Here is a 24,644-nt window from a genome sequence, read left to right as displayed (position 1 = left end):
GGTTTAGTCCCGCTGGGGTTTGCGGCGGATATAAAGGGTTTTAGTGACTCGTGCGACGCACTGACCGTGCTCATCAACGATGTCCACGTTCCAGTTGGGCAGGTATTTCTCGCCGTCGGCGGTGTGTTGCCGGATAGCCTCAATCTGCGTATCTGACAGGGTGAAATGGGCATAGACACGGCCCACGCCGGGGCGAATAAAATCGATACTGGCAGCCTTGTCCCACACCACATAGTCAGGCCCCATGACATTCATGACCATTAGCATGTAAAAGGGGTCGATCATGGCGTAAAGGCTGCCGCCGAAATGAGTGCCCACGTAATTGCGGTTGTACCAGCGTAGCCCCATGGACACTTTCAGTTCGCGAAAGTCTTCGGCGAGATAATCCACGCGCACGCCGGCCCCAAGATAAGGGCCGTAAAGGTTGAGAAACCAGCGCAAGCCAGCTGGGCTACGGGCAAAGCGCCCCATCAGCTTACGCATTTCCGGGTTCCAGCACGGCAAGTGCGTCAAGAAGCCGTTTGCGCTCCGGTTCACTGATGCCACCAGAGTGAGACTTCACCAGCCTGGCCATTTCATCCATCACTGCGAAGCCTTGTTGTTTCATGGCTTTGGGCAATGCTTCAAGTTGCCACGTCAGACGGCGTTGACGCTCGGCTTCGGGTGACGGAACACCGGCCAGGGCCTCAAAGGCCACGGCCAGCACCAGTGACGCTTCCGTAGCAGCCCCTTCCGGTTCAAGCTGTTGCACCTGCTCCTGGAGGCGATGCCATACCTGCCATTCACCGAGACGACCCAGTCGATCCTGGGCTCTACGGCGCAATTGTTGCACTTGCCGATTGAGAGGAGCGGGCAGGCGCCCTTCAGTGGCATTATCCAGCGCCGTGAGGGTTGTTTTCAGGGTGGCGGCACTGGCGTCAGAGAAATCCGCTGCCAGAGCATTCTCAAGTGCTTCCAGTTGAGTAGAGATCTGTTCCTGACGCTGTGCCATTTCCTGCTTGTGAGCATCTTTCTGCTGATCTCTGGCCTTGAAGACAGCGTCCACCGCCTTGCGAAACCGTTTTTGCAGGGGGCGATGCCTTGAAGGCGGCAACCAGGCGGTATTGCGCCATTGTTTCTGTATGGCCTGTGCCTGGGCGATGGCATCACGGAGGTCGCCGCCGGCCAGGGGGATCTCCTCGACCTTGCTGATCAAAGACTCCCGCTGACGTTCTGCCTCCTTGCTGTGCGCTTCAATCTGCTCATCAAGGGTCGTGAGCGCAGCGGAAAAACGTTTCTGCGCTTCGCGAGCATCGGTAAATCGGACCGGATGGTAGCGCTGCCAGTCACGGGGAGCCTGTTGGCGAATCTGCCACACGCCTTCCCAGTCTGCCTTGCTCCAGTCCTGAGCCTGGATGAAGCCTTCCAGTTGCTGGCAAAGCTCCAGGCGTTTGGCGAGATTGGTTTTACGTTGTGCATCCTGTTCGGCGAAGTGCGCCTTGCAGGGTTCGTAAGCCAGGTCGGTTGCCGTTTTGAAACGGTCCCACAGGGCCTGATCTTCGTCCTGATCGGAACTCATCAGGCTGCGCCATTCTTCGTGGAGCGCCTGAATGGCACTGGCAAGCTGCGGTGCATCCATGGTGCTGCCAGCCAGCGTGTCCATCTGCTCGCACAGTTCCAGTTTCTTCGGTTCAGCAGCGAAGCGGTGCCAGTCCTGCAGTTCTGCGCGACGGGCGCTGAGTTTTTCCAGTTCTCGGGCCAGTTGCTGTGATTCGCCCTCGGCAATAATGGCTTCGGCCTTGTGCCAGAGTCGGTTGGCATGGCGAAGGTTGCCTTTGGTCAACTCTCGTTTCAGGGCAATGAGCAAGCCCCGATGTGGGTTGCTGGCTTTGCTTCTGACGGGCGGGGCAGTGTCGTTGCTGGTGGGCTGGACAATGGCCTCCAGCAGGGAGGGCCGGGAGTACTCTGCGGGCCATTGCTGTGCCAGCTCGGCCAGTCTCTCCGGTTTGTCGCGGTTTTCGTTGGCTTCAGTTGCCAGATTCAGCATCGCCTGGAATGCCGCGCTGAGATTGTCGAACGCGTCCCGCTCTTCATCGCTGGGAGCGCTCTGCTGGCTGGCGCTTTGCCAGCGACGTTGCTGTGTGGCAAGGGCCGAATGCATTTCGCCAATCTGGTTTTCCCAGGTTTCCCCGCTGGCTTCGCCAAGAAGCTGATAGAGGGATCGGCAGGCGGCGTTTCGCTCCATGTGAGCAGTTTCAGACAGTGCCTTTCTGCGGTGTTCTTCCTGCAATTGGGCAAGTTGCGAGCGACACTGGTTAAGTGCCTGCTGCACCCGTGTGGCCAGCTCTGGGGTGGCTACACTGGCGGATGCCTGCCATTGCTGCTCAAGCTGCTCCAGACGCGGACCATAAAGGGCATCGACGCGACGGCGGGCATGCTGCTCAAAGCGGTCTGCCAGTTGAATGACCCGGGCAGATTCGGCATTGTGCTGCTGCTCTTGTTCCTGCAGTGCCTTGGCCGCGTCTCTGGCAATGCGCACAACACGCTTGTCGCGACCCTCCCGAGCCAGTCGCTTCAGGTCCGAGAGAGAGCGAATCTGCATGGCGGCGGCAACACGGACGGGTTCACTTGGCCCTTCAATGGCCAGTGTCAGCAGTAGCGATCCGTTGTCCAGGCGCTCAATGGCAGCTTGCTGACAGGCTTCGTCGGGGCTTTGCGAGGCAATATGGGCAAGTACGTCCGGGTTGTCAGTGAGCCTCACCAGGCGAAGCCGGGTGTCGTGGGGTGGGGCGTCGGTGGTTGTCCCGGCCAGCAAGGCCATGATTCGCATGGACGCGGACTCACGCACCGAGGGGGCGCTATCGTGATTGAAGATTTCATCCAGCAGGTTGAAATCCGTGAGTCGGGTGGTAGCTGCCGCGCGCACCAGATCACTGGCGTCACCTCGGGCCAGTTGCGCCAGAGTGTCAGCCTCCTCGGAGGCAGACATGGCTTCGATGGCTTTGAGTCGGATGTCAGGATTGGTGTGTTGCCAGCGCGGTTTGAAAAATCGACCAAACATAGAGTTATTGGCCCGGTCTTTCGCCGGGCATCCTGTTCTGGATTGAAGCCAGTAATGCTTACTGTTGCTCCAGTCGTGATGCGATCAAGGCGTCCTTTTCTTCCCAGAGTTCACCAATCCATTGCTGAAACCTTTCCCGGAAAGCTGGATCCGTTTCATAGTTTCCCTCTGATGCCCAGGCCGGTACCACGCGCTGTGTCACAACAACTTCCACGTTTTGCATGGCGCCACCCAGGTAAGCCAGCAGGGTACGGGGGGCTTCCGGGGGGTAAATAATGGTCACATCAAGCAGATTTCGCAAATGCCCTGACATGGCACCAAGGGTAAAGGCGGCGCCGCCGGCCTTGGGCTTGAGCAGATACCGATAGGGAGACTGCTGTTTGTCGTGTTTGGCCTGGGTGAAACGGGTGCCCTCGAAGAAGTTCATTACCGAAGTGGGGAAGTACGCAAACTTCTCGCAGGCCTTGCGTGTCGTTTCCAGGTCTTTGCCCTTGAGTTCCGGGTTTTTGGCGATCTCATCCTTGGTGTAGCGTTTCATGAAGGGGAAATCCAGGCCCCACCACGCCAGACCGAGAATGGGCACCTTGATCAGCTCCTGCTTGAGGAAGAACTTGAGGAAAGGAATTCGGCGATTGGAGATGCGCTGCAATACCAGAATGTCTGACCAGCTCTGGTGGTTACAGGTGACCAGGTACCACTGGTCCCGGTCGAGGCTCTCCATCCCGGAGACCTTCCAGTGGATCTGGCTGGTCAGGGCAACAATCATGTTGTTGATGGCGATCCAGGTTTCTGCGATGAAGACGAGTACCTTGGACAGGGTGACTTGTGCCTTGTCAAAACGCAGGATCAGGCGCACCAGCACGAAGAGATAGAGAATGGGGCAAAGGACGAGGGTGTTGAGCACAATGCCGATCAGAGCGGCGGCGCCACGAATTTTATGCCAGTAGTTCATAGTCTTGTCTTGGTTCGAATCAACTGAACAAGATGCTACCCAATGACCGTTCATAAGTCCCATTCGAATTCGGTCAAAAACTGTTGGTAGAACGCTTTAACCTGCAGCTATTCTGTGACAATGAACAGGACTTTTTTCCGGCTATGCTGGTTTTTTGCGGGGTTATTTCTGGCCTCCGGGGTGCATGCAGAAACACAACAAGGCACTGACCTGGAGTCTGAGGCGGCGGTTGAGCAGGAGCCCCATCCGTGCACCTACCATAACGATCACAATGGCTGGGTAGACCGCACGCACGACTGGATGTCGAGAACCGTGTGCGGGCCGACGCGCTGGGTCGATGGGTTCTTTGCAGGCCCCAATGAAGTTTACACCGAGGAACCGGGCACCCAGCTGCGGGTGATTGGAGCCTCCCGTTTTCAGGAGCATGACGGGGATGATAACGAGCTGAAGGTGCGTGCCCGGGTCGAACTGCCCAGCGCCCAGCACCGGTTAAGCCTGATGTTCCGCAATGATGATGATGCCAGCGACGAGTTGCGCAATGATCTTGATAGCCGCCCTGAAGAGGTGGGGCAAAACAATACGGGCTACAGGGCTGCACTGCGCTGGATGGTAGACATGCCCGACCGCATGGATGTGGATCTGGATGCTGGGGTGAGGTCTGAGCTTACGGGTTTCGTCAGGGCCAGATACCGGTTTACCAACCCCATTGCCAATACCCTGGCCACCTTCCGGTTCACGGAAAAAATGTATTGGGAAGACCCGGATGGTTTTGGTGCCAACAGCCTGTTTGAGGTTGACAGGCCCTTTACCAAGAACTCAACGGTGCGTCTCGCCAGCGAATGGGAGATTAGTGAAGAGTTCAATGAAATGGGGCGTGGCTGGTATTTCAATCAGTCTGCCAGCGTGTATTTTCGATTGGGTGACCAGAGTGGTATCGGCGCCTCGGCCGGCTTTGATGGTTTTACCAGCCCGGTGTCAGCCATCAAGACCTGGCGGACCAGTGTGCGTTTCAGACGGAATATCTGGCGCCGCTGGTTTTTTTACGAGGTGGAGCCCTATGTGTTCTGGCCCCGGGAAGAGAATTATCAGGGGGTTGCGGGGATCGTGCTGAGGCTGGAGATTCAGGCGGGGCTGCCCTACAACTAGGCCGCCCCGCTGAGAATCAATTGGCCCAGCCACCCGTACGGCGACGGCCAGAGCGAGAGCGCATGATCAGCCCGATAACCAGGCCTGCGCCCAGAATGGCAAGGCCTGTGAGCCATTCACGGTAACGATTACTGCTGCGCAGCATCACGTTTTCTGCCTTGACCTGATCCAGCTCAGAACGAAGCAGGCTCAGTTCCTCGTTCAGTCGACGGTTGGCCTGATCAAGCCTGATTGGGTCAGAAGCCACTTCCTGAAGTTGCTCGAGCTGCTCGCTACGGGAGGAGAGCGAGTCCTTCAGGTTCCTTGATTGTTCAGACAGGGCGTCACGCTCTCCCTTGATTTCGGCCAGCTGGGTGCGCAGCTTGGCGGCTTCCGCCTTGGCCGCCTCACTGTCACTGCGGGCACGCTCCAGCAGGATGGCGGCCGTGGGCGACTGGCTCAGATACTGCTTGCCGATATACCCCTCCACATCCCCGTAACGAATCTTGGCCCAATCGCCATCGAAGCCGAAGAACTCAACGCGGGTGCCGCTCTTGATGCCACGGTGAACGATTCGGCCGCCAGGGTTGGCCGCAGCGCGGATAGGTACATAGATGCTGTCATCAACCCAGGCGGCAGCAGCGTGGGTGTTACCCCAGCAGGCAACCAGGATCAGCAGTAGGGTGGCTCTTGTGAGCATGGATAACTCCTTGGTTCAGGCCGCGCAGTCTAATGCAGAGGGGACTGGGCTGGCGCAACAATAATCACAAATCAGGCGTGAGACTGCGGCGTCTTTGTAAAAAATCGCAAACTGGCCGCTCAGGGAAGCACCTTCTTGAAGGGCTTGACGGTAACCTGGACATAAACACCAGCCTCGATATACGGGTCCGAATCCGCCCAGGCCTGAGCGGCAGCCAGGGATTCAAACTCGGCTACGACCAGTGAGCCGGTAAATCCGGCCTCTCCGGGATCATCACTGTCGATGGCGGGATGCGGCCCGGCAAGTACCAGCCGGCCCTGATCGCGGAGGGTTTCCAGCCGGGCGAGATGGTCAGCCCGTGCCTGCTTGCGAAGGGGCAGAGAGTTCGCAATGTCCTGGCTGATAATGGCGTACAGCATGACAGAATCCTTTCAGGGTCAGTTATTTGTGGTGTTCGAGCATCTCTTCAAAACTCAGCCCGGTCAGCCGGGTAAGTCGCCGAATCAGGTAAAACAGCGCTGCGGCGAAGATGATCATGGAGGGGATGACGATAACCGGGTAGCTGAGAGCGGTCATTTTGGCCAGCTCTTCATTGAATGCAACCGTGCCGGGTGGGCTTTGCAGGATAACCTTGGCAAGCACGTAGTTGAGCACCGATGACACAAAGAACGACCCGGCAATCATCCACGAGGCCAGCGTAAGAGTCCGTTCAAACTCACTTTCAGTGCCCTTGAACGCCAACCCGGCGGCAATTTTCTCCGTGGCAAATACCTTGTCGTTGTAAACAAAGGTCCGAACCAGAGGCCAGCGAGTGTAAAGAGAGCCCACTGTGGCAATGCCAAGGATGCCCGGGATGGTGGCTTCCTTGATAGCCATGTATTCCGCGTCAAGCTCCAGCAGGCCGATGCCGCCGGTGAGCATGATGCTGATGATCCCCAGGGCGGAATAGAAGTTTACCTTGCGGTTGCTGATGAGATCCTTGACGCCATAGGCAAACGGGAAGGCCAGCGCCACCACGATAGCCAGTTTGGTGCCTAGATACTCGTCACTGGAGAGTTTGCTGAGTATCAGGGTGGGAATGATGATGTTCAGCAGCAGGTTGGCAAGCAGGCTTTCTTTCTTGGCTGGCGGGGCGCTGGGGCGATCTGTGTCTGTGGAATTGGACATGCGGGACGAATTTCACCTCGGGTAATGGAAAAGGGCAGCGCAGGCGCATGATGTTAACCACATCAGCGCAGCAATTCACCCTGCAATATGGTAGCTTGTCGACCCTTATTCGCGGTGTCGGGTTCCATGTCAAATCAGGATTCAGCATGTTTCGATCTGCATAGTCACAGTCTGGCCTCAGACGGTGCGTTATCGCCTGCAGATCTGGTGGATCGTGCAGCAGATTATGGCGTAACGGACTTGGCTTTGACCGATCACGACACCCTGGCAGGTTTGCCGGAGGCACATGAGGCCGCGTCACGGCGAGGTATTCGCCTGATCAATGGCATTGAGCTGTCCGTTCGCCATGAGAACCGGGAGTTCCATGTCCTCGGTCTTGGACTCGACATTGACAATGCCCAGCTGTGCGAGCGTGTGGCCAGTCAGCAGCAGGCAAGGGTCAGGCGGGCCCAGGAAATAGGTCGTCGCCTCGACAAGGCTGCCGGGCTGGCCAATTCCTATGAGCGCACCTGTGAACTGGCGGGTAGCCCGGCCCCGGGCCGCCCCTGGTTTGCCAAACTGCTGGAGCAGAGTGGGCGGGTGCGTAATGCGCGGCATGCATTCAATCGCTTTCTCAAGCAGGGACAGTCTGCGTTTGTGGCAACCCCCTGGTGCAGCATGGAAGAGGCGATCGCGGATATCCATGCCGGCGGAGGCCAGGCAGTAGTGGCCCACCCGCATGGCTATGGGCTGACTCGCAAAAAGCTTCGCCAACTTCTCACCGCTTTTAAAGCGCAGGGTGGCGACGGCCTGGAAGTGGCGATGCCCGGATTGACCCGTCAGCAGCAGGAGTTGCTGGATGAATGTTGGCAGTATTTTGATTTGAAGGTCTCAGCGGGATCCGACTTTCATTCTCCGGAGCAGAAATGGTTGGCGCTGGGACGCCTCCCTGATCTGCCAAAAGGGGCAACGCCGGTATGGGAAAGCTTTTAGCAAATAAAAACAATATATTATGACGTTAAATTAAAGTGATTTGTCGTTTCGTATAATGTCGAAATAGTGATGACCGCATGACAGAAGTGCTTTATATACACCCGGAATCGCCGCAGCCGCGCCTGATTCGTCAGGCTGTTGATGTGTTGCGCAAGGGCGGGCTGATCGCCTATCCCACGGATACAACCTATGCGCTGGGCTGCGGCATTGGTGAAAAGAATGCGCTGGATCGTCTGATTCGCCTGCGCAGACTGGACAAGAAGCACCAGTTCACGCTGTTGTGTGAAGACCTCTCCGCCCTGGCGATCTATGCCAAGGTGGCAAATCCGGACTACCGGTTGATCAAGGCGCACACACCTGGCCCCTATACCTTCATTCTCAATGGTACCACCGAGGTGCCGCGGCGGCTGATGGATGCCAAGAAGCGCACCATCGGGATTCGTGTGCCGGACCATGCCATTTGTCAGGCCCTGCTCGCGGAACACGGCCAGCCCATTATGACCTCCACCTGCCATCTGCCAGATGATGAATTCCCGCTCACTGATCCGCAGGATGTTCGTGATTTTCTTCAAGGGCAGGTAGATCTGGTCATCGACGGAGGCTTTGGCGGTGTCCAGGAAACCACGGTGATTTCTCTGGTCGATGGTGACGGTCCCGAGGTCATCCGTGAAGGGGCCGGTCCGCTGGACAGCATTTACTGATCCCGTTGGCGAACTTTTCACCAGTGACGCCTGTCCCGGCGGCATTATGCTGTCCCTGATCCCCTTGTTCACCGTATAATCGCTTGCTTTGCTGGCGCCAGACCAAGGGTGGCGGCACTGATCAGGCATAAGGAGTTGATTTTGAGTTCCGTGGTTTCTTCCCAGCGCGTTGTTTCGGGCATGCGCGCTACTGGCCGTTTGCACTTGGGGCATTACCATGGCGTTCTCAAGAACTGGGTGCGTCTGCAGCATGAGTTCGAGTGCTATTTCTTTGTGGCCGACTGGCACGGCCTCACCACGGAATACGAGAACCCCCAGAAGATTGAGCAACATGTCTGGGATCTGGTGATTGACTGGCTGGCGGCAGGGGTCAATCCCGGTTCTGCGACCTTGTTCATCCAAAGCCAGGTACCGGAACACGCGGAGCTGCACCTGCTGCTCTCCATGATGACGCCGCTGTCTTGGCTGGAACGGGTTCCGACCTACAAGGATCAGCAGGAAAAACTGCGTGAAAAGGATCTCAGTACCTACGGATTTCTTGGTTACCCGCTGCTGCAATCTGCGGACATCCTCGCTTATCGTGCCGGGCAGGTGCCTGTGGGCGCCGATCAGGTGGCTCATGTGGAGCTGACCCGGGAAGTGGCTCGTCGATTCAACCATTTGTATGGCCGCGAGCCGGGTTTCGAAGAGGCCGTGGAAGCCGCCATCAAGAAGATGGGCAAGAAACAGGCGAAGATCTACGTTGGCCACCGTCGCCAGTACCAGGAAAAGGGCGATGAAACCGCTCTGGAAACGGCCCGCGCCCTGGTGGACAGCCAGCAGAACATCACCCTGGGTGACAAGGAACGCTTGCTGGGCGACCTGGAAGGCGGCGGCAAGGTGATCCTGCCCGAGCCCCAGGCGCTGCTTACCCCGGCATCCAAGATGCCGGGCCTGGACGGTCAGAAAATGTCCAAATCCTACGGCAACTTCATCAGCATGCGTGAAGAGCCGGCGGAAGTGGAAAGCAAAGTTCGCCGGATGCCCACGGACCCGGCGCGCGTGCGACGTACCGACCCGGGCAACCCGGATAATTGCCCGGTATGGCAGTTTCACATGGTCTACTCCGATGAGCCCACCCGGGAGTGGGTGCGCGAGGGCTGCACCAGCGCCGGTATCGGCTGCCTGGACTGCAAGAAGCCGATCATCGAAGCCATTCAGGAAGAGTTGGAGCCCATACGCAAGCGTGCGGAAGAGCATTTGCGCAACCCGGATCTGGTACGCACCATAGTCGCGGAAGGCTGTGAAGAAGCCCGGGAAGCAGCACGCGCCACGCTTGAAGAAGTGCGCGCCAGCATGGGGCTGAACTACCGCTAACGCGGAGCAGGGATATGACAGAAACAGCAGAGTCCACACCGCAGGCACCCCAGGAGGCCCTTCTCGCCCATCAGGCCGAGATGCCCTTCGGGCTGGTCTATGGCAAGGCGATCACCAAGCTGCCAGATGATCTGTATATCCCGCCGGATGCACTGGAGGTCTTCCTGGAGGCCTTCGAAGGACCTCTGGATCTGCTGCTTTACCTGATCAAGCGGCAGAATCTGGACATTCTTGATGTACCCGTTGCCACCATCACCGCCCAGTACATGGAGTACGTGGAGCTGATGAAGGCCATGAACTTCGAGCTGGCAGCGGAATACCTGGTCATGGCCGCCATGCTCGGGGAGATCAAGTCTCGCATGCTGCTGCCCCGGCAGAAGGACGAAGAAGATGAGGAAGGGGAAGACCCCCGTGCCGAGCTGATTCGTCGTCTTCAGGAGTACGAGCGATTCAAGCAGGCGGCTGAAGATATTGATGAGCTGCCGCGGCTGGAGCGGGATGTGTTTCCGGCTGAAGCAAAGCGTCCGGATTACAGCCGTGAAAAGGCGCAGCCTGATGTGGATATGCGCGAACTGCTGCTGGCACTGAAAGAGGTCATGCACCGGGCGGACATGTTCGAGAGCCATCAGGTCTCCCGTGAAAAACTGTCCACCCGTGAGCGTATGGCAAATGTGCTCGACAAGCTCAAAGGGCGCGAGTTTGTTCCCTTTATTGAGTTGTTCAACCCGGAGGAAGGCAAGCTGGGCGTGGTAGTGAGCTTCCTGGCAGTGCTGGAACTGGTCAAAGGCTCGCTCATTGAGTTGGTGCAGACGGCACCATTTGCTCCCATCCATGTGAAAGCCAAGACCCTGGTATTGGAAGAATCGGATGTTCTCGCCCAGCTGGAGCTTGAGGACGAACCGGAAACGGAGATTGACGCCCATGACGGTACCGAGGGGTAAGCGTGGACGCTGACAAGATAAAGAAAATTATTGAAGCCGCGATTCTGGTTGCCGAAGGGCCCCTGGACCGCGACGCCATGCTGATGCTGTTTGATGAGGAAGACCAGCCCACCAAGCCTGAGTTGGGCAAGTTGCTGGAATCCCTCGCAGAAGATTATGAAGAGCGTGGGATATACCTGCGTGAAGTGGCATCCGGTTTCCGCTTTCAGGCACGGCCTGAGCTTGGCCCCTGGGTCAGTCGTTTATGGCAGGAAAAACCGCCACGTTATAGCCGTGCGATTCTGGAAACCCTGGCATTGATTGCCTATCGCCAGCCGATTACCCGTGGTGAAATCGAAGAAATTCGTGGTGTTTCAGTAAGCTCCCATATCGTCAAAAGCCTGCTGGAGAGAAACTGGGTGCGGGTTGTCGGTCACCGTGATGTGCCTGGCCGGCCTGCCATGTTTGCCACAACCCGACAGTTTCTGGATTACTTTGACCTGAAGAGCCTGGAAGATTTGCCGCCGTTGTCCGAAATTCGTGATCTGGACAAGGTCAATGAAGAGCTTGAGCTCACCGATGTGCCGCCAGTGAATGCGGCTCCGGGTGATCACGACGAAGCGCCGGCCGGTGAAGATGGGCATGGTTTGCTGGAAGATGAGCATGAGGCCCGTCTGCCCAGCGATCAGGAAAGTTTCCCGGGGCTGGAGCAGGAGCCGGATGTGGATGAGGCTGAGCTGATGAGTATGGAGAACGTGGACTCCGTACTGGCCAGCTTTGAGCAGGAATTCCGCCGCAAACCCGCAGCGGCACCTGAAGAAGAACCGCAAGTGGCTGCAGAAGACAAAGAGGAACAGACGCCCACCGAGGACGATCAGGGCAGCAATGCAGATGACAGTAAAGAGAGCAGCGAGGACACCCCCGCTGACGTGACAGCCGCTGAGGCTGCCAATACCGAGGACAGCCCCAATCGTCATGAGTGAAACGGAAAAGTTGCAGAAAGTCCTGGCCCGGGCGGGTCTTGGCTCACGCCGTGAACTGGAAACCTGGATCGAAGCTGGTCGGGTATCCGTGAACGGAAATATCGCCACTCTGGGTGACCGGGTTGGCCCTGATGATTTGCTTAGAGTGGATGGCAGGACAGTAAAAGTGAAGGCTGAAGAAGACATTGAACAGCGTGTGATTATGTACCACAAGCCTCCGGGCGAGGTGTGCTCGCGCAATGATCCCGAAGGGCGTCCTACTGTCTTCGATAATCTGCCGAAGCTGAATGGTTTGCGCTGGGTTCAGGTAGGTCGTCTTGATATCAGCACCACCGGTTTGCTGCTGTTCACCACCGATGGTGAGCTGGCCCATCGTCTGATGCATCCGTCCAATGGTTTTGTGCGCGAATACGCGGTGCGGGTACGCGGTGAGCTGACAGAAGACAAGCGTCAGGCAATGCTGGCGGGTGTTCTGCTGGAAGACGGGGTTTCAAAGTTCGAAACCATTAGCGATGCCGGTGGCGCGGAAGAGGGTGCCAACCACTGGTACAAGGTCACCCTGGTTGGCGGCAAGTATCGCGAGGTACGTCGCCTGTTCCAGTCCCAGGATCTGGATGTGGCACGTTTGATGCGTATTCGCTTTGGCGATCTGCGCCTGCCGCCGCAGTTGCGCCAGGGCCGCTGGATGGAGCTTGAGCCAGAGCAGATTCAGGGCTTGATCGACAAGGTGGAACTCAAGGGCAAGAAATACACCGGCTTGTATGGCCGTGCCCGTCTGCGCCACCAGCGTGGCAGCAAGCCACCGCGCAAGGCCCGCCGTGGGCCTTACCGGCGTTAGGTTGATCATCAAGGGAGCGAATTAACGCTCCCTTTTTTGTGGTTCGTGGCGTGTTAGTGAAAAATTAGATCGGCCACCGGAGATGGCTTCTTCAGCTCACACGCGCAGAGGGTGTGAAATCATCAGAGTCGATTCGCGTGCAAGCACGCTCCCACAATATTTCCGGAGCCCTACTTTCTGGTTCCGCGTCGGGCAGGCATTCCCCCGAGAGCTTTAGATTAAGATACCCCCAAGAATCCATGCATAACCCACCTTTTAGGGAACAGACAAAGGGTGACTCTTTGTGGGAGCGTGCTTGCACGCGAATAGCCGGGATTCGAAGGAGGCGGGCACTGGTGTGGCTTTGTTTACGGCAGCTGCATCAAGCGCCCGACCAGGGCGGGGAGGGCAGTTTCCACCCTGAGGATCCGCGAGCCGAAGCTGTGGCAGGCGAACTGCTGCTGCTTCAGCATGTCGACTTCGTAGTCGGTCCAGCCTCCCTCAGGCCCAATCGCCAGGGTTACCGGCCCGGTCTGGCTGTGGGGCAGGGTCGGGAAGTCACCCGGGTGAGCCAGAATGCGCTGGCCATGGCCGGCCCAGCTGTCCAGTTCATCTTCCACGAAGGGGCGAAAGCGGGGCGCCAGGGTCAGGCGGGGTAGCACCGTATCCCGGGCCTGTTCCAGGCCGAGCAGCATCTTTTCCCGTAACAGGTCGGACTTGAGATTGGGCGTCTGCCAGTAGCTCTTGTCCACCTTCCAGCTGTTGATCAGCACGATCTGCTTGATGCCCAGACTGGTGGCGTCGATCAGGATGCGTTTGAGCATCTTGGGGCGGGGCAGGGCCAGCAGAAGGGATAACCCCGGCGGGGGTGGCGGAGGAGAATCCACCTTAAAAGAAACTTCTATCTCTTTGTTTTTTAATGACTCAATGCTGGCATATCCCGTTCCGCCATCCAGCAAGCCTGCCCGTATTTGCGTGCCCACATCCGCGTTGAGCACCTCCAGTACATGCCTGGCCTGGCGCTCGGTCAGTCGCCATTGGTCCCCTGAAAGGTGTTGTTGCGGAGTGAGAAGCAGCAGATTCATGGTGCGGATTATGGCACAGCACTGACGTAAATCACTGTTTCCTTGGCTCAAATAGCCCTTTGCGGCCCGAATACGGATTGTTAGAGTTGCACCCTTGTCCCGGATAGCACCAAAGAGTGGAGAAATGCATGCAGTTTCAGGGTACCGACCAATACGTCGCCACTGATGACCTCAAAATGGCGGTGAATGCTGCCATCGCGCTGAAGCGCCCCTTGTTGATCAAGGGCGAACCCGGCACCGGCAAGACCTTGCTGGCAGAACAGGTGGCGGAATCTCTGGGTTTGCCGCTGCTGTCCTGGAATGTGAAATCCACCACCAAGGCGCAGCAGGGCCTGTACGAGTACGATGCGGTATCCCGTCTGCGTGACTCCCAGCTCGGTGCCGAAGGCGTGGAAGATGTGTCCAACTACCTGAAAAAGGGCAAGCTCTGGGAAGCCTTTACCCATGAGGGGCAGGTGGTGTTGCTGATCGACGAAATCGACAAAGCCGATATCGAATTCCCCAACGATCTGCTCCAGGAGCTGGATCGCATGGAATTCTTCGTTTACGAGACCGGTGAACTGATCAAGGCCAAGCAGCGCCCCATTGTGATCATCACCTCCAACAACGAGAAAGAGCTGCCCGACGCCTTCCTGCGTCGCTGCTTCTTCCACTACATCAACTTCCCTGATGCCGAGACCATGCAGGCCATCGTTGATGTGCATTATCCCGAGATCAAGAAGAACCTGGTTACCGAGGCGCTGCAGATCTTCTTCGATCTGCGCAAGGTGCCGGGCCTGAAGAAGAAGCCGTCCACCAGCGAGCTGATCGACTGGCTGAAGCTGCTGATGGCGGATGACATTCCCGAGGACATCCTGCGCAGCCGCGACACTAAGAGTGCGGTGCCGCCGCTCTATGGCGCGCTGCTCAAGAATGAGTCCGACGTTCAGCTGCTTGAGCGTCTGGCCTTCATGAACCGCCGCGAAAGCTGATCCTCTATGCTGATTGGTTTTTTTGAAAATCTTCGCCGTTACCGGGTGCCCGTCACCCTGCGCGAGCTGCTGGATCTCTGTTCCGCCCTGCAGGCCCATGTGGCCTTTGGCTCCGTGGAAGACTTCTACATGCTCAGCCGTGCTGTCATGGTCAAGGACGAGAAATTCTATGACCGCTTTGACCAGGCCTTCGCCAGCTATTTTGAAGGGCTGGAAGAGCTGGAGCCGGATTGGCTCAGCAAGGTCATTCCCGATGAGTGGCTGCGCAAGGAGCTGGAAAAGAACCTCAGCCAGGAAGAATTCGAGAAACTTCAGGGGCTGGGCAGCCTGGAGAAGATTCTCGACGAGCTGCGCAAGCGCCTGGAGGAACAGGAAAAGCGTCATCAGGGCGGCAACAAATGGGTGGGTACCGGCGGTACCAGCCCCTTTGGCGGCCACGGCGCCAACCCGGAAGGGGTGCGCATGACCGGCCCTTCGCGCAACAAGCGCGCGGTGAAGGTCTGGGAAAAACGCGAATTTCGCAACCTGGATGATTCCGTGGAGCTGGGCACGCGAAACATCAAGCTGGCCCTGCGTCGGTTGCGCAAGTTCGCCCGCACCAGTAACCAGGAAGAACTGGATCTGGATGACACCATCCGCTCCACGGCGGCCAATGCCGGTCTGCTCGACATCAAGATGCGGCGCGAGCAGGAAAACCGCGCCAAGGTGCTGCTGTTCTTTGATGTGGGTGGCTCCATGGACCCCTTCATCAAGACTTGTGAAGAACTCTTTTCGGCCGCCCGGGTAGAGTTCAAGCATATGGAGTATTTCTACTTCCATAACTTCGTCTACGAGTACGTCTGGAAGGACAACCGGCGTCGCTGGGACGAAAAAATGTCCACCTGGGATGTGCTCCACAAGTACGGCAGCGACTACAAGGTGATCTTTGTGGGCGATGCGGCCATGAGCCCCTACGAAGTGAATTCCGTGGGTGGCAGTGTGGAACACTGGAATGATGAGGCAGGGGCGGTATGGTTCCAGCGCATCATGGAAACCTACGAAAAGGTGGTGTGGCTCAATCCCGAACCCGAGCGAGCCTGGCAGATGACCACGTCCACCCAGTGGATCAAGCAACTAGTGGAACACAACATGTTCCCGCTGACCCTGGAAGGACTGGAAAAGGCCATGCGGTATTTGAGCAAGTAGGTCGGACGCCTAACGCTTGATGCCAGACGCCAACACCAGAAAGGCCGGACAAATGTCCGGCCTTTCTGGTTTTAAACGCGTCCAGCCTCCGGAGGCTGGGGTATATTCATGCGGCTGAAACAATCTTCACCGGTTCCCCTTCCATGATATGCAGGTCATCGATGTAGTCCGCCAAGGCGCGCAATTGCTCCTCGTTCAGATCGGGCAGGGTTTTCTTGTTCATCATGCGCATGGCGCCTTTCACGGCGGAAATGGCAGCGCTGGCCATCTTGCGCAGCACCATGCCCACCTGGAGTAGCTGAACGGACTGGGAAATGTACACATCGGCAGCCTGGTCGGTGAGCTTTTCCAGCACGTCCATGGCCATGGGCACGAAGACCTTTGGATTGTCGCTTCGCAGCCCGTCGATCAGCTTTTCTATTTCCGAGGACAACGCCTCATCCACCGGCACACCCATCCAGGGTTGGACTTCATCGTTTATCTGCACATCCAGCATCAGGGAGGCCACATGATCGGCCATGGGCCGCATCTGTTTGTTATCCATCTTCTTGAGCGAGGCATTGGCGATGGAAGAGCCCGCCTTGTTAATGGTGCCGCCGGTGCTGCGAACCAGCCTGGCCATGAAGTTTTTCATCTCCAGCACATCAATCAGGTTCAGCAGGAACCCGGCCAGCAGATCCTCGATCAGCAGGTCGATGGTCTGCATGGCCAGCTTGTTTTGTGGTTCGGTCACACCCGCATTCAGGTTAATGATGAGCTTTTCGGTTTCACTTCGGAGTGCGTCAGAGCAGGGGAAAGCCACAAAGGGGCTGGTCACGGGTAAGTCTCCCTTGAGTCAGTTGTCGAGCCTGGATTCGCTGGTGTTGTATACGCGTCAGAAGGATAGGGGGATGGGGACAAGGGTGAAATGACACAAATTTCATTTTATGTATCAAAATTGACAGTCGCTGTCGGGGGAGTGGGTTCCTGGCGGTTAAAAAGACAAGACTCTTAAGTCGGGTAAAGCCTGACGGTTCCGAGGATGGCTTTTCCAATCCGCGCCTGTGATTCCAATTTGCATTCCGCTGGTCGGCCGCTGGCTCGCGGTGGCGCCTCGTTGCCAGTTCTCTATGGACTGTATACCCCTGCATCAATATAGTGCGCGCCTTTCGCGCCCCGCAGGCATGAAATAACGCCCACAAGGCGACAAAAATGACCAGGGATAGCGGGGTACTGGTTGAACCCCTGCCGTAATCCGGCAGATTTCAGGAGAATGCAATGTCCAGGGTGCAATCCACCTTCTGGATGACGGCATGGCTTGTGGCGCTAGCGACATCGGTAGCGGCTGACAACACCCAGGCCGAAATCCGCCGTCTTCAAGAACAGATCGACTCGCTAAAGGCTGATATCGCCTCTGAACCGGCGCGCTCCCTTTCTCTTCCCCGTCTTGCCGTGTTCGGCAAGGTCAGTGTAGATGCCATCTACGACGACCGGGATGCCGGCCTGGACGAGCTGCTCATCCCCAGCACGATCCCCATGGGCGATACCGACCAGCAAAATTTCGTGCTGCATGGCAAGAACAGCCAACTCGGTGTCCGAGTCGGGGACAAAACTGGCCCTCATATCGTTTTTGCCGCAGACCTGTTCGGAAGCATCGACAGCTACGAACTTCGTGTGCGGGATTTCTACTACAAACGCGGCGGGTTTCAGGCCGGCTACGGCTATACCAGGCTGCTGGATGGTGCCGCCTGGCCCCTGACCCTGGACCCGCAAGGCCCAAACAGTGCCATTTTTGCCCGTCAGACCAGTGTGAGCTGGCAGGGAGAGCATGTCTTTGTGTCCGTGGAAGACCCCAACAGCGAAGTCTATGATCCACAAAACCTGAGCAGTGCGGCAGCTCGCCGCCCGGATCTGATTCTCGGCTGGCATCAGACACTGCCGCTGGGGCATGCCCGACTGGGTCTGGTCAATCGCGAGATCGGTGTTGAGTTCGCCAATGGCGATCAGCAGTTTGCTAACGCCGGCGGCGCCGTATTGAGTGGCACGTTGCAAGCGTCTGACGCTTTCCGGTTACTGGGCAGTATCAGCTATGGCGAGGGGTTGGCCCATTACTACAACGATCTATCCGGTTTTGGTGACGGTGGAATGGACGGCTATGTCTTTGCGGATGATGGACTGCAAGCCCTGCTGGCCAGTGGAGGCTACCTTGGGGCGGAATGGCAGGTAGCCCGTGACTGGTCAGTGGCTTCTGTGGCCGGGCAAATCGACATCGAGTCTGATGACCGTCTGCCCTCTGATGCCATGCGCCGTACCCGGTACGGCACCCTGTCGTTGGTGTACCAGCACACGCCCAAGCTCAGCTATGGTGCAGAAGTATCCTATGGCTTGCGTGACAATCAGGCAGGCCAACGCAATGAAGCGCCACGGGTTCAGTTGAACCTGACCTACCGTTTCCTGCACGAAAACCGCAACTGATCCCGATGACAAGGCAGGGGGCTCTCAGAGCCCTCTGGTGGTTATCTGCCAGCTTTGGTTTACTCCCTTGTGGAAATAGACTCGTGCCGAGCCTGCCGCAGGATCGAAATGGCGCTATGCACAAACAGGCTGGCCATAATCATGGCCAGAACCCGGTCCGGCCAGGGTGAATTCAGCCAGGCCACCATGCCTGCTGCAATCAACACGCCCAGATTGCCGATGGCATCGTTGCGCGAACACAGCCACACCGAGCGCACATTGGCGTCGCCATCCCGGAATTTCATCAACAGCAGGGCGCTGATGGCATTAGCCGCCAGGGCGAGCAAGGCAATGCCTCCCATCCATCCAGCCAGTGGCGGTGTTTCATGGTCCAGTGTTCCCAGCGTCATCACCAGAACGGCAATACCCATGGCAAGCAGCGAGATCCCTTTCAGGGTGGCAGCGCGACTGCGCCAGATGAGCGGCTTGCCGATCACGAACAGACTCAAGGCATAAGTTGCCGTGTCACCCGCAAAATCCAGTGAGTCTGCCTGGAGGGCGCGTGAGTCCGACAACGCGCCGGTCACCAGTTCCACTACAAACATCACTGCGTTGATGGCAATCACCACCCATAGCACTCGCCGATACGAGGCGCTTTGCCCATCAAATGACACTTCGTGATCGCAGCAACCAGCCATACTCGTTCTCCTTGATGATCCTCATGCTGTAGTGCCACTATAAAACCTTCAATAGTTGTAGGTGCAAGCCCATGTACACCATTGGCAAACTGGCGGAGGCTGCAGGTTGCACGGTTGGTCTGGTTCGTCATTATGAGAAGGAGGGACTGTTGCCGACCGTAGCCCGCAGCGAGGGGAACCAGCGTCGCTACACGCAATCCCACCTTGACCGCCTGCTGTTCATTCGCCACAGCCGCGAGCTGGGTTTTTCCCTCACAGAAATCAGAGAGCTGATTGCCATGGTCAATGAACCCCAGTCTTCATGCCAGCAGGTGGATGAAATGGCAAGAATGCATCTGGGCAGAGTGAGAGCCCGCATCGAGCGGCTTGAAGCCATGCGCGACGAGTTGGAGCGGATGATCAGCCAGTGCGAAGAGAATCGGGTAGCTGATTGCCGCATCATAGAGGCCCTCTCTGACCATCATCTTTGCCATCATGAGCAACGGGATGGAGATGGAGTGTTTGACTGACTCAGCAGGAAAAGATCAAACATGACAACGCAACCTGCCGATAACCTGGCGCAGGAACGGTATCTCTTCTGCTTGATAAACGTGTTGTGATGGGAGTGTTTCGGCTGCTTATTGCACCCAGGGTACCCGCCCCTAATTTCCCTTTTTGATGGAGCGAACATTTCATGAAATTCCGTATCTGGTCCAGCCTGCCGCTCGCCGCTGCAGCCATCGCAGGAATGACTGCCTGTAGTGACACCTCTGACATGGCACAAGGCATAGATTGTTCTGCGCAGTGGTACGAAAAGGTTGAACGCATTGTGCCTGGTAGTGATACCCAGGGTCATGGCCCGGATCTGGGCTCCAGCGAATGGCGATCATCCATTGAATTCAGATTGGGCATTCGAGGTAATAGCGATATCCCGTCCGTGAGCAGTGACGAGTGGTGCAGCTTCATTGCCAGCCAGCTGGATAAACAGGACGGATAACAAATCTTGAATCAAACCATGGGCGTGCCAGTTTTCCCTGTTTCAATCTTCCAGCCCAAGCTGATTATTGAAAGCAGCGGGGCGCCTGGCCACCTTTCGCTGATCATAATCGTAGAACACAAACCCGGACTTGGCCCGGAAGATCTCGGCACCATCCTGGGCGCGGATCGCACGGATCAGCATGTCGCCGCCGTATTTGTTGATATCCGCAATCGCCAGCTGCAGGTCCAGCTGGTCGTCGTGGAAGGCTTCGGCGATGTACATCAGCATCAGGTCCGAATTGACGATGCTGATGCCGTCCACAACACAACCTGGGAAGCCGAGACTGGCAAACCAGGCATCGCGACAATCGCCGATGATTGTGACCACCTTGTCGTGGGCCAGGTGGCCGGCAATGTTTTCGTGGTCCTTGCTGACGACCATGGTGTAGTCAAAGATCGCATGGTCCGGAAACGGAATGGAAACTCTCATTGCTGTTCTCAAATCCAGAATGGACGTTGCGAACTACGACAGTGGGTCGCAGTCCGGCACTCAAGCAGGAATGTGGCGGGTGACCATGGTACAGCAGCCTGATTGCGAGGGGACTGATAATTAGCGGGCCTTGGGTGTCACTGAATTATCCCAAATACTCTATTTAACATAATATACATTATGCATGGCTATATATGCGGTGGTGGTGAGGTCGATATCATCCTCACCCTTGTCTCTGCCACAGTCTATGGCACTATCTGTTCATACCAAGGATTGGCCAAGACGTCTTATGCCTCTTTATCTCAAGTACCTCATCACGGCGGCCATCGTTGTGGCTGTTTCTGAAATTGCCAGGCACAGCGATCGTGCTGGCGCCTTGATCGCGTCACTGCCCATGGTCACTTTGCTCGCCATGTTCTGGCTGTATATGAATAACCAGCCGCAGGAAAAGATCGCCAATCATGCCTGGTACACCTTCTGGTACGTGATCCCGACGCTGCCGATGTTCGCCTTGTTTCCGATGATGATCAGTCGCTGGGGCTTCTGGCTCGCCATGGCTGGTGCCGTTCTTCTGACGCTCGTCTGCTTTTTTGTCTTTGCACTGGTCGTCCGTTCGTTTGGTATCAGCCTGGTGTAAGGCTTCCGCCGGAAATCACTTGGCTGCGACAATTTGTCCACATGAAACCTGCGGGTTTGTTGTCGCTATTTGGCTTATAGCTAAATAGTATAGCCATATGTTCATATGCCCTTGATAACTTCGGCTATCAGGGAGAGCTCCTTATAACGATCAAGGTACGAACAGCTCACAGAAACCCTTGATCTGTATCAAAAAGAGCCAGTGACGTGCCTGCTAGAGTCGCGGGCAGAATCAACCGGAAGGAAACGCACATGGAAAACGCTGTTGCTTCGCCACCCTATAATTACAGGGTTGTCCGACAGTTCACCATCATGTCGGTGGTCTGGGGTATTGTCGGGATGCTGGTGGGGGTACTGATCGCCGCCCAGCTGGCTTGGCCTGTCTTGAACTTTGAAATCCCCTGGCTCACCTTCGGGCGTCTGAGACCACTACACACCAATGCGGTGATTTTCGCATTTGGTGGCTGTGCGTTGATGGGGACATCCTATTATGTGGTGCAGCGCACCTGTAATGCTGTGCTGGCCTTTCCCAGGCTGGCGGCGTTCACCTTCTGGGGCTGGCAGGCGGTGATTGTGGCCGCGGCCATTTCCCTGCCCCTGGGTTTCACCAGCGCCAAGGAATACGCCGAGCTCGAATGGCCCATCGATATTCTTATTACCCTGGTCTGGGTGGCCTACGCCATTGTGTTCTTCGCTACCATCGCACGGCGCAAGCAGGCTCATATCTATGTGGCCAACTGGTTCTATGGGGCGTTCATCATCGCCATCGCCCTGCTGCACGTGGTCAACAACCTGGAAATCCCGGTTTCCGCCATGAAGTCCTACTCAGTGTACTCCGGCGCCATCGATGCCATGGTGCAGTGGTGGTACGGCCATAACGCGGTAGGCTTCTTCCTCACCGCCGGCTTCCTGGGGATGATGTACTACTACATTCCGGTCCAGGCCCAGCGTCCGGTGTACTCGTACCGGTTATCCATTGTTCACTTCTGGGCCCTGATTGCCGTGTACATGTGGGCGGGTCCGCATCATCTGCACTACTCTTCCCTGCCCGACTGGGCGCAATCCGTGGGCATGGTGTTCTCCATTGTCCTGCTGGCTCCCAGTTGGGGGGGCATGATCAACGGGATGATGACCCTGTCCGGTGCCTGGCACAAACTGCGCACCGACCCGATCATTCGTTTCATGATTGTTGCCCTCTCCTTCTACGGCATGAGCACCTTCGAAGGCCCGATGATGTCCATCAAGACGGTGAACGCCCTGAGCCATAACACCGACTGGACCATTGGCCATGTGCATTCCGGCGCACTTGGCTGGGTGGCCATGATCACCATCGGTGCCATCTACGTGATGATTCCACGCCTGTTTGATCGCAAGCAGATGTATTCCATCAGCTGGATCAACGCGCACTTCTGGCTTAGCACCATCGGTACGGTGCTATACATCGCGTCCATGTGGGTATCCGGCATCATGCAGGGTCTGATGTGGCGCGCGGTGAACACCGACGGCACCCTGACCTACAACTTCGTTCAGGAGTTGGTGGAGCGGCAGCCTTTCTACATCATTCGTTTGCTGGGCGGGGTCATCTTCCTGGCGGGGATGCTGCTAATGGCGGTCAACGTCTACAAGACCATTCGTGGCAACCGTGATGTGAGCGGTGCCGACAATGTAATGCAGGCTGCCTGAGGAGAACGACATGTCCAATGCCCATGAAAGAGTGGAAAAGAATGTCGGCCTCATGATTGTGCTGACATTGATTGCAGTGAGTTTTGGTGGTCTGGCTGAAATCGTGCCGCTGTTCTGGCAGAAGGCCACCACGGAACCCCTGGAAACCCTGAGGCCCTATACCGCACTGGAGATGGAAGGCCGGGATATCTACATCCGTGAAGGCTGCCATGTGTGTCACACCCAGATGGTGCGTCCCCTGCGGGCAGAAACGGAGCGTTACGGCGCCTACTCCGTGGCTGGTGAAGATGTCTGGGAGCACCCTTTCCTGTGGGGCTCCAAGCGGACCGGCCCGGATCTGGCCCGTGTCGGCATTCGCCCGATCACCGAGCAGTGGCACCGCGAGCACCTTCGCGATCCCCGTCAGGTGGTGCCGGAGTCCAATATGCCAGCCTATCCGTGGCTACAGGAAAACCCACTGAGCTGGAAGCATACCGAGCGAAAGCTGCGTCTGTTCAAGGACACCTTCGGTGTGCCCTACAGTGAGGAAGACCTGAATCAGCAACTTGCCAAAATCGAGGGCGAATGGGCTGATGCCACGGAAGAGGATGCTCTGGTGGCGTACCTGCTTTCCCTGGGCCAGGAACGCAAGGAGATCACCCAATGAGCTATCACGCACTACTAACTCTGGTGTTCTTTGTGGCGTTCATCGTCATGGTTGGCTGGGTATACCGTCCGGGCCGAAAACAGGACTACGAAAAACTGGGTGAGATTGCACTGGAAGAGGATCGCAATCACCAAGGGGGTGAGCAATGAGCGATTTCTGGAGTTGGTTCATTATCGTGATTGTTGTCTTCAACCTGCTTGGCTGTGCCGGCCTGTTGTTGTGGAACAAGTCCATTTCTCCTGAAGAGGCGGCCAAGGAGACCACCGGTCACACTTTCGATGGCATTGTGGAGCGCAACTCTCCCCTGCCCCGCTGGTGGTTGGGCCTGTTCATCGGCACCCTGATCTTTGCCTGTGTGTACCTGGCGCTTTATCCGGGGCTGGGCAAATTCGAAGGCGTCCTTGGCTGGACCAGTACCAACCAGTACGAAAGCGAAGTGTCACTGATGGAACGCAAGACCGGGCCGCTGTTTGATCAGTACGCGCAGGTGCCCATTGAGGAACTGATCCAGTACCCGGAGGCCCTGGCCGTTGGTGGTCGCCTGTTTTCCAACAACTGCGCGATTTGTCACGGCTCCGATGCGCGCGGCGCCAAGGGCTACCCGAACCTGACTGACGATGACTGGCTGTACGGTGGTGAGCCTGCGCAGATTGTCACCAGTATCACAGCTGGTCGTAACGGCATGATGCCACCCATGGCGGCTGCTATCGGTGGGACGGATGAGGCGATTCGCGATATGGCGATCTATGTACAGAGTTTGAGCCGACCAGAGGTTGCGAAAGATGCCGACAAGGCTGCTGCCATTGAACGTGCCAAGCCGAAGTTCATGGTCTGTGCCGCCTGTCATGGCCCGGATGGTAGTGGCAACCAGATGCTGGGAGCGCCCAACCTCACTGACACGGTGTGGTTGTACGGTCCGCGCATTGAAGATATCGAGCAAACTATCCGTGAGGGCCGTAGCGGCAACATGCCGGCCCACGAGTCTCTGCTCTCTGAAGAGCGGATTCATGTGATCGCCTCCTATGTGTACAGCCTCTCCCGGGCTGCGCAGCCCTAATTCAGGTGGGACAATCTGTCGCAGTGCCAGCGGTGCTGGTCTGCGGCAGACTGGGTAGATCAGGAGGGCC

27 protein-coding genes are annotated in these 24,644 nt (G+C 57.0%); 17 read left to right on the top strand and 10 right to left on the bottom strand.

Annotation, left to right across the window (positions count from 1 at the left end; all coding sequences use genetic code 11):
• Positions 1 to 3: 3 nt before the first annotated feature.
• Genes GQF00_RS02735 through GQF00_RS02725 form a run of 3 tightly spaced genes read right to left on the bottom strand, consistent with a single transcriptional unit; the run spans position 4 to position 3,992 of the window.
• A complete protein-coding gene (locus tag GQF00_RS02735) occupies positions 4 to 483 on the bottom strand; it encodes a DUF4442 domain-containing protein (protein WP_161317618.1) in 480 nt (159 codons plus the stop codon).
• Positions 476 to 3,040, bottom strand: a complete 2,565-nt coding sequence (locus tag GQF00_RS02730) for a DUF349 domain-containing protein (RefSeq protein WP_161317617.1) — start codon at positions 3,038 to 3,040, stop codon at positions 476 to 478. The genes GQF00_RS02735 and GQF00_RS02730 overlap by 8 nt, the downstream gene beginning before the upstream one ends.
• Positions 3,041 to 3,098: 58 nt before the next feature.
• Positions 3,099 to 3,992 (bottom strand): acyltransferase, encoded by an 894-nt coding sequence (locus tag GQF00_RS02725; protein WP_161317616.1) that lies wholly within the window; start codon positions 3,990 to 3,992, stop codon positions 3,099 to 3,101.
• Positions 3,993 to 4,112: 120 nt separating this feature from the next.
• On the opposite strand from GQF00_RS02725, the gene GQF00_RS02720 reads away from it, so the two are divergent.
• The gene (locus GQF00_RS02720) at positions 4,113 to 5,138 is read left to right on the top strand and encodes a hypothetical protein (protein ID WP_202560324.1); all 1,026 of its coding nucleotides are present in this window, start codon (positions 4,113 to 4,115) and stop codon (positions 5,136 to 5,138) included.
• Positions 5,139 to 5,154: 16 nt separating this feature from the next.
• Here the strand turns inward: GQF00_RS02720 and GQF00_RS02715 are convergent, their stop codons facing one another.
• The 3 genes from GQF00_RS02715 to GQF00_RS02705 all read right to left on the bottom strand — a co-directional run bounded on the left by GQF00_RS02715 (position 5,155) and on the right by GQF00_RS02705 (position 6,984).
• Positions 5,155 to 5,817, bottom strand: coding sequence for a TIGR04211 family SH3 domain-containing protein (locus GQF00_RS02715; RefSeq protein WP_161317615.1), 663 nt, complete (start codon positions 5,815 to 5,817; stop codon positions 5,155 to 5,157).
• Between the two features lie 119 nt (positions 5,818 to 5,936).
• A complete protein-coding gene (locus tag GQF00_RS02710; RefSeq protein WP_161317614.1) occupies positions 5,937 to 6,236 on the bottom strand; it encodes a YciI family protein in 300 nt (99 codons plus the stop codon).
• A gap of 22 nt (positions 6,237 to 6,258) precedes the next feature.
• On the bottom strand, positions 6,259 to 6,984 hold the full coding sequence (locus tag GQF00_RS02705; protein ID WP_161317613.1) for a VC0807 family protein: 726 nt from the start codon (positions 6,982 to 6,984) through the stop codon (positions 6,259 to 6,261).
• Positions 6,985 to 7,110: 126 nt separating this feature from the next.
• Between GQF00_RS02705 and GQF00_RS02700 the strand changes: the two genes are divergently transcribed.
• The 6 genes from GQF00_RS02700 to rluB all read left to right on the top strand — a co-directional run bounded on the left by GQF00_RS02700 (position 7,111) and on the right by rluB (position 12,754).
• Positions 7,111 to 7,956, top strand: coding sequence for a PHP domain-containing protein (locus GQF00_RS02700; protein ID WP_161317612.1), 846 nt, complete (start codon positions 7,111 to 7,113; stop codon positions 7,954 to 7,956).
• A gap of 77 nt (positions 7,957 to 8,033) precedes the next feature.
• Complete coding sequence (locus tag GQF00_RS02695; RefSeq protein WP_161317611.1) at positions 8,034 to 8,657, top strand: L-threonylcarbamoyladenylate synthase; 624 nt, start codon at positions 8,034 to 8,036, stop codon at positions 8,655 to 8,657.
• A gap of 141 nt (positions 8,658 to 8,798) precedes the next feature.
• Entirely contained in the window at positions 8,799 to 10,013 is a 1,215-nt protein-coding gene (locus tag GQF00_RS02690; RefSeq protein WP_161317610.1) for a tryptophan--tRNA ligase, read from the top strand.
• A 14-nt stretch (positions 10,014 to 10,027) separates the two neighbouring features.
• Positions 10,028 to 10,954 (top strand): ScpA family protein, encoded by a 927-nt coding sequence (locus GQF00_RS02685; RefSeq protein ID WP_161317609.1) that lies wholly within the window; start codon positions 10,028 to 10,030, stop codon positions 10,952 to 10,954.
• A 2-nt stretch (positions 10,955 to 10,956) separates the two neighbouring features.
• On the top strand, positions 10,957 to 11,916 hold the full coding sequence (gene scpB, locus GQF00_RS02680; protein WP_161317608.1) for an SMC-Scp complex subunit ScpB: 960 nt from the start codon (positions 10,957 to 10,959) through the stop codon (positions 11,914 to 11,916).
• Positions 11,909 to 12,754, top strand: a complete 846-nt coding sequence (gene rluB / locus GQF00_RS02675; protein WP_161317607.1) for a 23S rRNA pseudouridine(2605) synthase RluB — start codon at positions 11,909 to 11,911, stop codon at positions 12,752 to 12,754. The genes scpB and rluB overlap by 8 nt, the downstream gene beginning before the upstream one ends.
• Before the next feature lie 347 nt (positions 12,755 to 13,101).
• On the opposite strand, the gene GQF00_RS02670 is transcribed toward rluB, so the two are convergent.
• Positions 13,102 to 13,818 (bottom strand): 16S rRNA (uracil(1498)-N(3))-methyltransferase, encoded by a 717-nt coding sequence (locus GQF00_RS02670; RefSeq protein WP_161317606.1) that lies wholly within the window; start codon positions 13,816 to 13,818, stop codon positions 13,102 to 13,104.
• 128 nt (positions 13,819 to 13,946) lie between these two features.
• On the opposite strand from GQF00_RS02670, the gene GQF00_RS02665 reads away from it, so the two are divergent.
• Complete coding sequence (locus tag GQF00_RS02665) at positions 13,947 to 14,789, top strand: MoxR family ATPase (RefSeq protein WP_161317605.1); 843 nt, start codon at positions 13,947 to 13,949, stop codon at positions 14,787 to 14,789.
• A 6-nt stretch (positions 14,790 to 14,795) separates the two neighbouring features.
• On the top strand, positions 14,796 to 15,974 hold the full coding sequence (locus GQF00_RS02660; protein ID WP_161317604.1) for a VWA domain-containing protein: 1,179 nt from the start codon (positions 14,796 to 14,798) through the stop codon (positions 15,972 to 15,974).
• A gap of 106 nt (positions 15,975 to 16,080) precedes the next feature.
• Here the strand turns inward: GQF00_RS02660 and GQF00_RS02655 are convergent, their stop codons facing one another.
• Entirely contained in the window at positions 16,081 to 16,791 is a 711-nt protein-coding gene (locus GQF00_RS02655; protein ID WP_161317603.1) for a hypothetical protein, read from the bottom strand.
• 440 nt (positions 16,792 to 17,231) lie between these two features.
• Between GQF00_RS02655 and GQF00_RS02650 the strand changes: the two genes are divergently transcribed.
• Positions 17,232 to 18,428 (top strand): hypothetical protein, encoded by a 1,197-nt coding sequence (locus tag GQF00_RS02650; RefSeq protein WP_161317602.1) that lies wholly within the window; start codon positions 17,232 to 17,234, stop codon positions 18,426 to 18,428.
• A gap of 59 nt (positions 18,429 to 18,487) precedes the next feature.
• On the opposite strand, the gene GQF00_RS02645 is transcribed toward GQF00_RS02650, so the two are convergent.
• Complete coding sequence (locus tag GQF00_RS02645; RefSeq protein WP_161317601.1) at positions 18,488 to 19,105, bottom strand: cation transporter; 618 nt, start codon at positions 19,103 to 19,105, stop codon at positions 18,488 to 18,490.
• Positions 19,106 to 19,176: 71 nt separating this feature from the next.
• Between GQF00_RS02645 and GQF00_RS02640 the strand changes: the two genes are divergently transcribed.
• Together GQF00_RS02640 and GQF00_RS02635 are read left to right on the top strand one after the other, a co-directional pair.
• Positions 19,177 to 19,614, top strand: a complete 438-nt coding sequence (locus tag GQF00_RS02640) for a helix-turn-helix domain-containing protein (RefSeq protein ID WP_161317600.1) — start codon at positions 19,177 to 19,179, stop codon at positions 19,612 to 19,614.
• A gap of 164 nt (positions 19,615 to 19,778) precedes the next feature.
• Complete coding sequence (locus GQF00_RS02635; protein ID WP_161317599.1) at positions 19,779 to 20,081, top strand: hypothetical protein; 303 nt, start codon at positions 19,779 to 19,781, stop codon at positions 20,079 to 20,081.
• Positions 20,082 to 20,123: 42 nt separating this feature from the next.
• On the opposite strand, the gene GQF00_RS02630 is transcribed toward GQF00_RS02635, so the two are convergent.
• Positions 20,124 to 20,552, bottom strand: a complete 429-nt coding sequence (locus GQF00_RS02630; protein ID WP_161317598.1) for a thioesterase family protein — start codon at positions 20,550 to 20,552, stop codon at positions 20,124 to 20,126.
• A 289-nt stretch (positions 20,553 to 20,841) separates the two neighbouring features.
• On the opposite strand from GQF00_RS02630, the gene GQF00_RS02625 reads away from it, so the two are divergent.
• From GQF00_RS02625 to ccoP, 5 genes are all read left to right on the top strand, one after another.
• Positions 20,842 to 21,189: a DUF3147 family protein gene (locus GQF00_RS02625; RefSeq protein ID WP_161317597.1), complete on the top strand. Its 348-nt coding sequence runs from the start codon at positions 20,842 to 20,844 to the stop codon at positions 21,187 to 21,189.
• Positions 21,190 to 21,440: 251 nt separating this feature from the next.
• A complete protein-coding gene (ccoN, locus tag GQF00_RS02620; RefSeq protein WP_161317596.1) occupies positions 21,441 to 22,871 on the top strand; it encodes a cytochrome-c oxidase, cbb3-type subunit I in 1,431 nt (476 codons plus the stop codon).
• Positions 22,872 to 22,881: 10 nt separating this feature from the next.
• Entirely contained in the window at positions 22,882 to 23,517 is a 636-nt protein-coding gene (ccoO, locus tag GQF00_RS02615) for a cytochrome-c oxidase, cbb3-type subunit II (RefSeq protein ID WP_161317595.1), read from the top strand.
• Positions 23,514 to 23,666: a cbb3-type cytochrome c oxidase subunit 3 gene (locus GQF00_RS02610; protein ID WP_161317594.1), complete on the top strand. Its 153-nt coding sequence runs from the start codon at positions 23,514 to 23,516 to the stop codon at positions 23,664 to 23,666. The genes ccoO and GQF00_RS02610 overlap by 4 nt, the downstream gene beginning before the upstream one ends.
• Positions 23,663 to 24,574 (top strand): cytochrome-c oxidase, cbb3-type subunit III, encoded by a 912-nt coding sequence (gene ccoP / locus GQF00_RS02605; RefSeq protein WP_161317593.1) that lies wholly within the window; start codon positions 23,663 to 23,665, stop codon positions 24,572 to 24,574. The genes GQF00_RS02610 and ccoP overlap by 4 nt, the downstream gene beginning before the upstream one ends.
• Positions 24,575 to 24,644 lie beyond the last annotated feature (70 nt).

Source organism: Alcanivorax sp. DP30, assembly GCF_009882945.1.
GTDB lineage: Bacteria > Pseudomonadota > Gammaproteobacteria > Pseudomonadales > Alcanivoracaceae > Alcanivorax.
The sequence above is the reverse complement of the archived record's forward strand: the minus strand, read 5'-3'. Positions and strand labels throughout refer to the sequence as shown.